This is a genomic window from Bacteroides sp., assembly GCF_019417265.1.
Lineage (GTDB): Bacteria > Bacteroidota > Bacteroidia > Bacteroidales > Bacteroidaceae > Phocaeicola.
In genome coordinates, this window is sequence record NZ_DXVR01000039.1 from 1 (window position 1) to 12926 (window position 12926).

The 12926-nt window shown below is 43.6% G+C and carries 9 protein-coding genes; 6 read left to right on the top strand and 3 right to left on the bottom strand.

Features of this window, described 5'->3' with window-relative positions; all coding sequences use genetic code 11:
* Positions 1-131: 131 nt before the first annotated feature.
* Together QZ379_RS06535 and QZ379_RS06540 are read left to right on the top strand one after the other, a co-directional pair.
* Positions 132-1778, top strand: coding sequence for a hypothetical protein (locus tag QZ379_RS06535; protein ID WP_291561982.1), 1647 nt, complete (start codon positions 132-134; stop codon positions 1776-1778).
* Positions 1779-1796: 18 nt separating this feature from the next.
* A complete protein-coding gene (locus QZ379_RS06540; RefSeq protein ID WP_291561985.1) occupies positions 1797-3197 on the top strand; it encodes a DUF5723 family protein in 1401 nt (466 codons plus the stop codon).
* 93 nt (positions 3198-3290) lie between these two features.
* Here the strand turns inward: QZ379_RS06540 and QZ379_RS06545 are convergent, their stop codons facing one another.
* The 3 genes from QZ379_RS06545 to QZ379_RS06555 form a co-directional block, all read right to left on the bottom strand.
* Positions 3291-4472, bottom strand: a complete 1182-nt coding sequence (locus QZ379_RS06545) for a class I SAM-dependent rRNA methyltransferase (RefSeq protein ID WP_291561988.1) — start codon at positions 4470-4472, stop codon at positions 3291-3293.
* Between the two features lie 116 nt (positions 4473-4588).
* Entirely contained in the window at positions 4589-5179 is a 591-nt protein-coding gene (locus QZ379_RS06550; protein ID WP_291561991.1) for a 3'-5' exonuclease, read from the bottom strand.
* A 17-nt stretch (positions 5180-5196) separates the two neighbouring features.
* Positions 5197-5727 (bottom strand): DUF5063 domain-containing protein, encoded by a 531-nt coding sequence (locus QZ379_RS06555; protein ID WP_291562002.1) that lies wholly within the window; start codon positions 5725-5727, stop codon positions 5197-5199.
* 147 nt (positions 5728-5874) lie between these two features.
* Between QZ379_RS06555 and QZ379_RS06560 the strand changes: the two genes are divergently transcribed.
* The 4 genes from QZ379_RS06560 to QZ379_RS06575 form a co-directional block, all read left to right on the top strand.
* A complete protein-coding gene (locus tag QZ379_RS06560) occupies positions 5875-8580 on the top strand; it encodes a DNA translocase FtsK (protein ID WP_291562005.1) in 2706 nt (901 codons plus the stop codon).
* Between the two features lie 9 nt (positions 8581-8589).
* Complete coding sequence (locus QZ379_RS06565) at positions 8590-9192, top strand: LolA-like putative outer membrane lipoprotein chaperone (RefSeq protein ID WP_291562008.1); 603 nt, start codon at positions 8590-8592, stop codon at positions 9190-9192.
* Between the two features lie 36 nt (positions 9193-9228).
* Positions 9229-10164 (top strand): thioredoxin-disulfide reductase, encoded by a 936-nt coding sequence (gene trxB / locus QZ379_RS06570; protein ID WP_291562012.1) that lies wholly within the window; start codon positions 9229-9231, stop codon positions 10162-10164.
* A 96-nt stretch (positions 10165-10260) separates the two neighbouring features.
* Positions 10261-12926: pitrilysin family protein (locus tag QZ379_RS06575; protein WP_291562015.1), on the top strand; the 2666-nt coding region annotated here is incomplete at its 3' end.

Here is a 12926-nt window from a genome sequence, read left to right on the forward strand (position 1 = left end):
GAAAAGTGAACGGATATCACCGTTTTGGGTGAACGGATATCAACCGTTTTCAGCACTATGCTGCGGTTGGAGCATATGCATTGGGGTTGTTCGGTCTGAATTCGTGTCTTAAAGTTGATGACACTTATGATTTGGACAAGGACATAGATATGACTATTACCGTGGGTGGAGACCTGACTCTGCCTGGTAGCAGTACGGAAAGAATGTTATTGGGTGATCTTCTTGAACTGGAAGATGACGGAATTGTCAAAACAAATGAAACTACCGGGGATTATGCTTTGGTAAAAGATGGAGGCAGTAACTCAACACAAGTAAAGGTACCGGGAGTGGATATTACTGTAGATGAAAATAGTGGGTTTACTCAATTCAGTCAAACTTTTTCTGCTGGAACATCTGGAACAATTGATAGAAACGATTTAACTTTGGGTCAAAACGTTATATCAATAGACATAACGCACTCAAATACTCCTGAAGAATTAGAAAGTTTAAGCAGTGCCACTACAATAATGAAGGATACGTATCTTGAGTTAACACAAAACAGCAATGCCACTGTAAAACTAAACGATGGTTATCAGATTATTTTCCCTCCATATATGACTGTAAAATATACTGGAGCAGATGGACTATGGAATGTCACCGGACAAGATAAGAATATTTTAGAACTTAACAATGACGAAGGATTCGAGATAAACAGTAATTCAAGAATTAATTTTGAAATCGTAGAAATTAGGTTTGAGAACAGTGGAAGTGCTACAGATAAAGCCACTTTTGATAAAGAAAACAAAAAGATTAATTTAAACGGAAAAGTAAGTTTTAACGGAACTTTATCCGCACAAGGAGAAATAACGGCGAATGGAATAACAGTTTCGGGAAATATTAAATCTCAAAATATTGTACTGAACACTGTAACGGGTACAGTAAACCCTACAGTAGACATAAATGTTGAGCCTATAAAACTTGAAGGAATGCCGGATTTCTTTACTGACAATGATGTTACACTTGATTTGACAGATCCTAAAATATTTGTTAATGTAAAGAACCCAAGTCCTGTTAAAGTTGAAATTTCAGGTTCGCTCACATCTACTAAAACAGGAAAAGAAGACAAGACAGTAACAATTCCTAATTTTGTGATTCCTGGTGATACTCCCGAAGGTTACGTTATTTGCCTAAATCAGATTAAGAGCGGTACAAACGGGGGAATAAACTATGTTAAGGTTGAGGAACTAAGTTCAATTATAGAGAATATCCCGGATGAAATCAAAATGGACATAGATGCAAAGGCTGTACAAGAAAACATTACTGTAGAACTGGATAAAGAGTTTACTGTAGAAACACAATATAATATAGACACTCCTCTGATGTTCGGCAGCAAAACAAATATCAAATATGTCAAGACTATTGACGGATGGGGTGCTGACCTGGATGAAGCAGAATTCGAATTGATTGAAGCATCTATGATTATAGAAAATGCTATTCCATTAGGCCTGAACCTTGTGGCTACAGCTATAGACAAGGACGGAAAGCCTTTGACTAACGTAAAAGTAGACATGAACATCGACGTAGAGCCGGGAACAATTGAAAATCCTACAAAGAAAGACGTTAAATTCTCAATCTCTACAGAAGAAGGTAATGTGAAAGGACTGGACGGTATAGAAATGACTGTTACAGCGAAGGCTGGTGAAAATACCGCCGAAACAGCTCTGAACGAAAATCAGACTTTAAAGCTTGATGATATTAAATTAAGACTTAAAGGCGGGGTAACAATGGATTTGAACTAACGGTAAACTTAAAGAACAATGAAAGGAATTAAGAAATATATAGCAACTGTAGCCCTGATGGGAACAGCAACAGGAGCTTCGGCACAGGCTCTAAGCTCAGGATATTTTACAGACGGATATCTGTTCAAACATCAGCTGAACCCGGCCTTGGTAAGTGACAAGTCGTACTTCAGCATTCCGGTGTTGGGTAACGTGAATATGGGTGTGAAAGGAAATGTGGGACTTGCTAACTTCCTGTACCCTACCAGCGACAACAAACTGACTACTTTCATGAACAGCAGTGTAAGCGCTGACGAATTCTTGGGAGGACTGAGAAAAATCAACCGTATGGGCATGGATATGAATATGTCTATCCTGTCAATGGGATTCAGAGCATGGGGAGGTTTCAATACCTTGGATATAGGACTGAGATCAAGTACATCGCTCTATATACCTAAAGATTTCTTCGAATTCATGAAGATGGGACAGAGCGGATCTAACACTGTTTATGACCTTGGAACAATGGGTGTAAAATCGACTACTTTCGTGGAAGTTGCATTGGGACACTCACGCCAGATAAACGACAAACTGAGAGTAGGTGCAAAGTTTAAGGCTCTCCTGGGAGGTGCATATGCCAATATGAACTTCAGCAATACTAAAATCGTGATGAACGAGGATATGTGGGAAGTGAGTGCTAACGGAGAAATGAATGTGGCTGTGGCAGGACTGAGCATCCCTACAAAAGAGGAAAGCGGAGCTGAATATGGCGAAGGTGAAGGTACTTTGGTGGATTTCGAAAACATGGAAATGGGAACACCGGGACTTGGAGGATTCGGACTTGCATTGGATCTGGGTGCTACATATGAGGTGATAGACCATCTGACTGTATCGGCTGCCATCAGGGATTTGGGATTCGTGAGCTGGAACAACAATATATATGCTTCGACAAGCAATGAGGCTTGGAGATTTGAAGGTTTCAAGGACTTATCTATCGACGGCGACAGTGAAAACTCATTAGACAACCAGCTGGATCAGCTTACTGATGACTTTGAAAGCTATACCAACCTGCACAGAAGAAGTGCCGGAGGAAAGCTGAGCAAGGCTTTGGCTGCAACATTGGTGATTGGTGCTGAATACGAAATGCCGTTCTATAACAAACTGTCGGCCGGTTTCCTTTCTACTACAAAGATAAACGGCCCTTATTCATGGAGCGAAGGACGATTCGCTGCCAATATATCTCCGCTGAGCTGGTTTGAGGCAGGTATCAACTATGGTATTTCTTCATACGGCAGCACAATGGGATGGATTGTGAACTTCCACCCGAAAGTGTTGAGTCTGTTTGTGGGTATGGACTATATTGTAGGCAAAGTGGGAAAACAGTATATTCCGCTTAACAATTTGAACATGAACCTGAGTATGGGATTGAGCGTAACTTTCTGATAACAGGAATTATACAATAACGAAAAAGGCTTCCTATGGCATGTGAAATGCTTCGGAAGCCTTTTTTCTGTGTGTATAAATGAGAATAAATGTTTATTCGACGTACAATACAAGTCCTTTGAGATATTCTCCTTCAGGATGATATATGTTGACAGGATGATCGGCAGGCTGAGTGAGCTGGTGCATGATGCGTACGCTGCGACCGCTCTGGGCTGCAGCTGTGAATACGGCATTTCGGAAATCCTGCTTGCTTACCACCTGAGAGCATGAGAATGTGAAAAGGATGCCACCCGGACGTATCTTCTCGAAAGCTTTGGCATTGAGCTTGGTATATCCGCGAAGGGCGTTACGCAAGGCACCGCGATGCTTGGCAAATGCAGGCGGGTCGAGGATTATGAGGTCGTACTCCCCTCCCATTCTGTCGAGATACTTGAAGGCATCTTCGGCAAAGGCATCATGACGTGTATCGCCGGGGAAATTGAGTTCTACATTGGCGCGAGTAAGGTCGATAGCCTTGGCTGAACTGTCGACTGAATGTACAAGGCGTGCTCCACCACGCATGGCATAGAAGGAGAATCCTCCTGTATAGCAGAACATATTGAGTACGTTTCTGCCGAGAGAGTAATGCTCAAGAAGTGCACGGTTGTCACGCTGGTCGACAAAGAAACCTGTCTTCTGTCCCTTGAGCCAGTCTACATGGAAGAGTAGTCCGTTCTCCATGGCTACATTCTCTGTGCTTCCGCCAAGAAGGAATCCGTTCTCGGTAGATTCGAGGTCGGCCTTGAACGGCAGTGTGGTTTCACTCTTATAATAGATATTGCGGACGGTATCGCCCATCACTTCCTTGAGTGCGGCTGCTATCTCATGACGGTAGACGTGCATACCGGCTGAGTGTGCCTGCATTACGGCTGTATGGTCGTAGAGGTCGATGATAAGTCCCGGGAGATTATCGCCTTCGCCATGCACAAGACGGCAGGCATTGTTGGTTTCTGTTCCGATAAGGCGGAGTGCCTGACGGAGATTTCGGGCTAAAGTAAGACGGCGTACCCAGAAATCGTGGTTTATCTCTTCTTTCTGGAATGTAAGTACACGTACTGCTATGCTGCCTATCTGATAATGTCCGGCAGCTATGTATTTCTTGTCGGAAGTATAGACTTCCACTACTTCACCTTCTTCCGGGTTTCCTTCTACCCTGGCAATGGCTCCTGAGAACACCCATGGGTGGAAACGGAGAAGCGATTCTTCTTTTTTCGGTTTGAGATATACTTTGTTCATGTCTGTCAATTGTTAGTTATATAGTTATGAAGAGTTAAAGAAGTTAAAGGAGGTAAAGAAGGTAAGGGGGGTACTAACTATTCTAACTCCCTTTTAACTTCTCTAACTTCTTTTTTTTAACTTCTCTCTAACTTCTCTAATTCATTATAGATTCTCAATGTCGCCCAGGCATCGGTAGCCGCATACTGCTGCTGTGCCTCGGTCAGGACATCTGCTTCCCAGTTGGAAAGGCGCTGGCTCTTGGATATCTTCTGTCCGAAGAGTATAGCGTAGATTTTCTGAAGACTTTTCTCCGCTATTCCGAAACGGGATACATAGTCCTGAAGTTCAATCCAGTTGCCAACCTTAGGGTCCTTGTCGTTGCTACGGCGGAGCATGCTGAAATCGTCGCGAAGGGAAAGACCTATCTTCAGTACATCGTTCTGAAGGAATTTCACAAGGAACTCCGGTATGCCTATGTGGTTAAGGCGAAAGAGAAAACAGGTATCGGCAGTGGATATCTGAAGAAGAGCCACCTTGTTGATTTTCCCTTTCTTGAACGACGGACGTGTCTCTGTATCTACACCTACAACCTCGCATCTGTTGAGATATGAAACGGCCTTACGGGCATCCTCTACCGTGTAGATAATGATTATCCGTCCGGGAAAGGCAGCTTTGGTCATTTCGGAAATAAGTTTCTTGTCTATTGTAGATTGGTAATTTGCCATGTTCTATATGTGAGTGTTTACATGTCTGTTTCTTCGCCGTGATATTTTATGTTGTGCAGAGCTCGCATGACATTGACAAGCGTACGTCCCCAGTATGAAGCGAACTGTTCGCGGCAACGCCAGAGTGCATCATTCATTGTCCTGTCGAGTCCAAGACTATACACGCATACAAAGTCTTTCAGCGGCTGGTATATGTCTGCCAGACCTTCGGAAATGTTCTGTTTGATAGGCGTGTCGCTATACGCCATTTCATCAAGAAAAACCTCAAGATAGTCGTCGTCGGGACCAAGCAGTGAAGCTATAAGGCTACGGAGATGCTCGTAGTCCGGTTCGGTGACGAATGTCTCAGGTTCGATGTCGTCGAGGGGTTCGCAATCAGGAAGCAATGATGCTTTCAGATAGAGCAGCGGAAGAAGTTTGAGAGTACGGTCTACAAACTCGGACGGCTGCATTTCGGGAGTACGCTCCAGGAAACCGCAAAATTCGGCTGCCACGGTAACGAACTCGACTGTATTAGCATCGAAAATGGATTGATTTGATGATTTCATTTGTCTTATTATGTATGTTATATCAAAAAATATATGTGCAAAGGTAGGAATTTTTTCTGTTTTATCGTTTTTTGTTTACATATTTCGTCCGGTTTGTATTATCTTTGCATGACAAAATTCTATTGTAGAAACCAATTTATGAATGATATGAGCAGTAAAAAAGACAACAATAAAAAATCAAATATAAAGCACAACGAAAATGCACAAAAAATAAAATCGGCACTGAACGGGGAAACAGGACACTTTGTCGGGGGACTGATTTGCCTTATGTTCGGAGTATATATGTTCCTTGCCTTTACTTCATTCCTTTCGGCCGGAGGGGCTGACCAAAGCGCTATGGGAGTGAATTCAGTGGGCGAAACTGAGGTGGTACAGAACCATACGGGACCGGCAGGAGCAAAATTAGCCGAGTTTCTGATTAACGGATGTTTCGGTATTCCGGCATATTTCATTGTGGTGGTTCTGCTCATTGCAGGAACAAAGCTTATGAAAGCATACAATTTCACTGTATGGAAGTGGTTCCTGGGATGCATGAGTATCATGTACTGGATGTCTGTCACCTTAGGCTTCGTTTTCGGAAATGTAAATTCATTTATTTATCCGGGAGGACTGCACGGATATAATGTTTCGCTATGGATAGAATCGTATATCGGTGTGCCGGGACTTATTCTGCTGCTTCTGTTCTGCGGTATCATTATCGGTATTGCCATAAGAAGACAGACCATGGAGGTGGTAAGACATATACTTCATCCGAACTTCAGAAAGAATGGCGAAGAAAACAAAGACAACACAGTAACGGCCAATGAGGTTGCTACAAATGCGGAGGAAACTGTAATAAAAGCTGAGGAAACTCCTGAGGAAGTGAGCGAGGATGTCAGTGAGGAGACTGAGAATGAAGAGAATGAGGCTCCAAAAGCTAAATGGTATCAGAAACTGATGCCGGGAGGTATCTTAGGCAGACTGTTCGGAAAAAAGAATAAAAAAGTAGAAGAACAGCAGGATGAGGAAGCAATGGAGGACACAACAGACAAGGAAGAGGAAAGTCCTGCAGGCCATAAAAGAGAGGAAAAAATCAGAACTCAGATAAAGGAAGAGGAGTTATATAATGAGTTCAAGCATGAGAATGAGCCTGAAGTATATGCCGAAGAAGTTTACAGCAATGATGTGAACTATACGGACAACAGCATAGAACTTCCGATAGATGATGTGCCTGTGAACGCAAGAAGAATTATTGAAGCCGAAAATATGGCACACAATAATGAGAAAGATGAGGAACCGGCTTTCGAAATAGAGGAAACAAAGGAAGAGGAAACTGTGAGGGGTGACCTGAGCGTGCCTTATAACCCAAGACTCGACCTCGAACTGTACAAGTTCCCTACCATGGATTTGCTGAAAACGTACCCTGACGACGGGCCAAGCATAGACATGGAGGAACAGAATGCAAACAAGAACAGAATCATACAGGTACTGAGAAGCTTCGGTATAGAAATATCATCAATCAAGGCCAATGTAGGACCTACGGTGACTCTGTATGAGATAACTCCGGCTGAGGGTGTGAGAATCTCAAAAATCAGAAATCTGGAAGACGATATAGCGCTGAGTCTTTCGGCTCTGGGAATACGAATCATTGCACCTATTCCGGGTAAGGGTACTATAGGTATCGAGGTGCCTAACGCAAGTCCTAAGATTGTGCCTATGAGCTCGGTATTAGCAAGCAAGAAGTTTCAGGAAAGTACTTTCGAGCTTCCTATCGCCTTAGGAAAGACTATCACTAATGAGGTGTTTATGGTGGATTTGGCAAAGGCTCCGCATATGCTGGTGGCCGGTGCTACAGGACAGGGTAAGTCTGTGGGACTGAATGCTATCGTAACCTCACTCTTATACAAGAAACATCCAAGCGAACTGAAATTTGTAATCATCGACCCTAAGAAGGTGGAATTTGCCATCTATGCTCCTATAGAAAGACATTTCCTGGCAAAACTGCCTGATGCGGAAGATGCCATTATCACGGATGTAACCAAGGTGGTACAGACTCTTAACTCGCTCTGTGTGGAAATGGATACAAGGTATGACCTGCTGAAGAAAGCCGGATGCAGAAACATAAAGGAATATAATGCGAAGTTCATCAACAGACAGCTGAATCCGGCAAACGGACATAAGTTCATGCCGTATATAGTAATCATAATAGATGAGTTCGGCGACCTGATTATGACTGCCGGCAAGGAAGTGGAATTGCCTATTTGCCGTATAGCACAGCTGGCACGTGCGGTAGGAATTCATGCCATAATCGCTACACAAAGACCTACAACGAATATCATCACGGGTACTATCAAGGCGAACTTCCCGGCTCGTGTGGCCTTCAGAGTGGCTTCTATGATGGACTCAAGGACAATTCTCGACCGTCCGGGAGCACAGCAGCTTATAGGTAAGGGTGATATGCTTTATCTGCAGGGAAATGACCCGGTACGTGTGCAGTGTGCTTTCGTAGATACTCCTGAAGTAGAGAAGATTTCGGAATATATCAGCAAGCAGCAGGGCTACCCTACTGCATTCGAACTGCCAGAATACGTGGACGAGAATGCCGAACCAAGCGGAGCAGCGGATGTGGATATGAACAAACTGGACCCTATGTTTGAGGAAGCTGCAAGACTGATTATCTATCATCAGCAGGGCTCAACATCGCTTATACAGAGAAAACTGTCGTTGGGATATAACAGAGCCGGACGAATAATGGACCAGCTGGAAAGAGCAGGAATAGTGGGACCGGCTAACGGCAGTAAGGCAAGGGATGTGCTGTGTATAGACGAGAATGACTTGCAGATGCGACTTAATCAATTAAAAATGAATAATTAAAAACTCAAAATGAAACATTCTATTATAATATGCTTACTTTCGGCTTTATCGCTGCAAGTTTCCGCACAGAAGGATGTTAAAGCCAAGGAAGTGCTGGATGCTGTAGCGGCCAATTATGAGAAATCGACCGGTACAGAGATTATCTTCGGAGGAACGATGTACGGCAGCATAATCCTGAAAGGTGAGAAATTCGTACTTGACTGCGGAGGAATCAAAAGCTGGTTTGACGGAAAAACGCTATGGAGCTATGTTGAGGAAAATGCGGAGGTAAATGTTTCATCACCTACAAATGACGAGTTGCAGGCTATCAATCCGTATATGATGTTAGGCATGTACAGAAACGGATTCAATTATGTGTATGCAGGAACAAAAAACAGAAACGGAGTAGCTTGTAAAGAGGTGGTTATGACACCTGAGAAGAGTCAGGACATAAAAAGGATTGTGATAGATGTCAATTCTAAGATGGAACCTGTATATATCTGCATAGAGGGCAACAACGGAGAAAAGCAGGAAATAAAAATCAGAAAATACCTGCCTAAAAAGACGGACGACAGCATGTTCGTTTTCGACAAGGCAAAATACCCTAAAGTGGAAATAATAGATTTAAGATAAGAGAGAATTATTAATGTAACCAAAAAAGAAGTTTTTATGGCAACAGAACATGTAAAATGTCTGATCATCGGATCAGGACCGGCAGGATATACTGCCGCTATATATACAGGGAGAGCAAACCTGAACCCTGTACTTTATGAAGGATTACAGCCGGGAGGACAGCTGACAACAACTACGGAAGTCGAGAATTTCCCCGGATATCCTGAAGGTGTAACCGGACCTGTACTGATGGATGACCTGAGAAAACAGGCTGAGAAATTCGGTGCCGATATCAGACACGGTATAGTGACAAAAGCAGACTTAAGCAAGGCTCCTTATACATTTGAGGTGGACGGAGAGAAAGAAATTACTGCTGACGCGGTGATTATCTCTACAGGGGCTACAGCCAAATATCTGGGTTTGGAAGATGAAAAAAAATATGCCGGTATGGGTGTGAGCGCATGTGCTACCTGCGACGGTTTCTTCTACAGAAAGAAGAAGGTGGCAGTAGTAGGCGGTGGAGATACAGCTTGCGAAGAAGCTATCTATCTGGCAAGTCTGGCAAGCGAGGTATATCTCGTAGTGAGAAAACCATATCTGAGAGCATCGCAGATTATGCAGGAAAGAGTGATGAACCATCCGAAGATTAAAGTGCTGTTCGAGCATAACGCTGTAGGACTGTATGGCGACAATGGCGTAGAAGGAATGCACGTGGTAAAAAGAATGGGCGAAGCTGACGAAGAAAGATATGACGTGGCTATAGACGGATTCTTCCTTGCCATAGGTCATAAGCCTAACTCTGATATATTCAAGCCATGGGTTAAGACTGACGAAGTGGGATACATCATCACTGAAGGCAACACACCATGCACAGGAGTTCCAGGAGTATTTGCTGCAGGCGACGTGGCAGACCCACACTACAGACAGGCTATTACAGCTGCAGGAAGCGGATGTAAAGCTGCTATTGAGGCGGAGAGATTCCTAAACAAGTAATATAGGAGTTGTCAGTTGAAAGTTGTTAGTTGTTAGAACCATTCGGACTAAACAAAAATCCAACAACTAAAAACTAACAACTAAAAACAAAGAAATATGAATTTACTGAAACGTTCTGCCGCCATGATAATATTCATAGGCGGTGTGGCATCAGGCTTTGCACAGCAGATGCCGCCTGTTCCGACAGACCCAAACGTTAGGGTTGGAAAACTGGAAAACGGGCTTACTTATTACATCAGACACAACGAACTGCCGGAAAACCAGGCTGATTTCTATATCGCCCAGAAGGTAGGTTCAATATTGGAAGAGGACAATCAGAGAGGACTGGCTCACTTCCTGGAACATATGTGTTTCAACGGAACAACAAACTATCCTGACAACAAGCTGAGAGAGTATCTGGAAACTATAGGTGTGAAGTTCGGTGTAAACCTGAATGCTTATACTTCGGTGGACGAAACTGTGTACAACATCTCTAACGTGCCGGTAGTAAGAGAAACAGTTGTTGACTCATGTCTGCTCATACTGCACGACTGGGCAAACGACCTGACTCTGGACCATGAAGAGATAGACAAGGAACGCAAAGTGATACACGAAGAATGGAGAACACGTACAGGAGCCATGATGCGTATGTATGAAAAGGTGTTCCCTATCATGTACAAGGACAGCAAATATGCTTACCGTCTGCCTATCGGTACTATGGAAGTGGTGGACAACTTCCCTTACCAGGCTCTGAAAGACTATTACGAAAAATGGTACAGACCGGACCAGCAGGGTATCATCGTAGTGGGCGATATTGACGTGGATAAGGTGGAAGAGAAAATCAAGAAGATGTTCTCCCCTATCGAAATGCCTGAAAATGCAGCGGAGAGAGTCTACTTCCCTGTGCCTGACAACGATGAACCTATTATAGCAATAGCCAAAGATAAGGAACAGCAGGTGCCTTTGATTTATCTGTTCCACAAGCATGACGTTGTGCCTAACGAACAGAAAAACAGTATGCCTTATCTGGCAATGAACTATATGACTTCAATGATAGGCAATATGCTGAACGCACGTTTGGACGAACTGACACAGCAACCACAGCCTCCATTCATTCAGGCTATGGCTGAAGACGGCAATTTCCTTGTGGCAAAGACAAAGGGTGCTTTCATCGGATTTGCAGTAGCCAAGGAAGACGGCATACTGACATCTACAGAGGCTCTGATGACAGAGATAGAGAAAGCCAGACAGTTCGGATTTACAGCAAGCGAATATGCCAGAGCAAAGGCTGACTATCTGAGAGCTTTGGAATCGGCTTACAACGAAAAGGACAAGATGAAAAACTCACAGTACGTGAACGAATATGTAAGACATTTCATCGACAACGAGCCTATCCCGGGAATAGAGAATGAATATGCAATAATGAACCAGATTGTTTCTAATATCCCTGTAGAAGCCATTAATCAGGTGGTGAAGCAGATTATCGGAGAAAAGAACATTGTTCTCGGCATATTCTGTCCGGAGAAAGAGGGTATGAAATATCCTACTGAAGAGGAACTTAAGGCTGTGGTAAACAAAGTAAGATCTGCCAAGCTTGAAGCATATGTAGACAAGGTATCGGACGAACCTCTTATGAAGGAACTGCCTGCTGGCGGTAAAGTGGTTAAGACTGAGGAAGGTCCTTTCGGCAGCAAAGTACTCACACTGAGCAACGGAGTGAAGGTGGTACTGAAGAAAACAGACTTCAAGGCTGACGAAGTAAGAATGCAGGCTTTCAGCGCCGGTGGTAACTCTATGTTCGACGATAAGGATGCTGTACAGTTCAAACTGATGAATCAGGTAGTCGAACTCGGTGGTCTTGGAAACTTCAGTGCCGTTGATTTGGAAAAGGTACTTGCCGGAAAAATGGCTTCTGCATCAGCATATGTAAACAGTCTTACAGAAGGTATCAGCGGTGGATGCTCGCCTAAGGATATGGAAACTATGCTGCAGCTTACTTATCTGAGATTTACTGCTCCGAGAATGGATATGAATGCGTTCGAATCGTTCATCAACAGAAACAAGGCTGCCCTGGCAAATGCAGAGGCTGACCCTAATACTGCTTTCAGCGATTCTATAAGCGTGGCTCTGTATAACCGTCATCCGAGAGCTATCTCTGTGAAGGCAGAAACCCTGGACAAGATAGACTACAATAAGGTGATGGAACTCTACAAGAACCGTTTTGCCGATGCAAGCGACTTTACATTCGTAATGGTGGGCAACATAGACGAAGCTACTGCTACTCCGCTGATAGAGAAGTATCTGGGAAGTCTTCCGTCAATGAAACGCAACGAGAAGTTCCGCGATGTAACTCCTGATATCAGAAAAGGTATCTACGAGAATAACTTCACAAGAGAAATGGAAACTGCAAAATCATCAGTTCTTATGGTGGCAAGCGGAAAATGCAAGTACAACCAGAAGAATGTGGTTATGATGAGCATGTTGGGACAGTTGCTGAACATTCTGTACACACAGACTGTGAGAGAAGAAGCAGGAGGTACATACGGTGTGTCATGCAACGGTTCTATAAGCAAATATCCTGAAGCTGAAGGTGTGTTCCAGATATACTTCGACACTGACCCTCAGCGCAGACCTCAGATGGTGGAACTGATAAACAAGGGTATCGACGACTTTATTGCACAAGGTCCTAAGACTGAAGACCTGAACAAGGTGAAAGAGTATATGCTGAAGACATTCCAGCAAAACCAGAAAGAAAACTCTTACTGGATGGGAATAATCAACAC

What these genes read in the sequence shown, in the direction of transcription:
- QZ379_RS06555 (WP_291562002.1), bottom strand. Translation starts at nt 5,727, where the DNA reads ATGAAATCATCAAATCAATCCATTTTCGATGCTAATACAGTCGAGTTC.
- QZ379_RS06550 (WP_291561991.1), bottom strand. Translation starts at nt 5,179, where the DNA reads ATGGCAAATTACCAATCTACAATAGACAAGAAACTTATTTCCGAAATG.
- QZ379_RS06545 (WP_291561988.1), bottom strand. Translation starts at nt 4,472, where the DNA reads ATGAACAAAGTATATCTCAAACCGAAAAAAGAAGAATCGCTTCTCCGT.
- QZ379_RS06565 (WP_291562008.1), top strand. Translation starts at nt 8,590, where the DNA reads ATGAAACATTCTATTATAATATGCTTACTTTCGGCTTTATCGCTGCAA.
- QZ379_RS06540 (WP_291561985.1), top strand. Translation starts at nt 1,797, where the DNA reads ATGAAAGGAATTAAGAAATATATAGCAACTGTAGCCCTGATGGGAACA.
- trxB (WP_291562012.1), top strand. Translation starts at nt 9,229, where the DNA reads ATGGCAACAGAACATGTAAAATGTCTGATCATCGGATCAGGACCGGCA.
- QZ379_RS06560 (WP_291562005.1), top strand. Translation starts at nt 5,875, where the DNA reads ATGAGCAGTAAAAAAGACAACAATAAAAAATCAAATATAAAGCACAAC.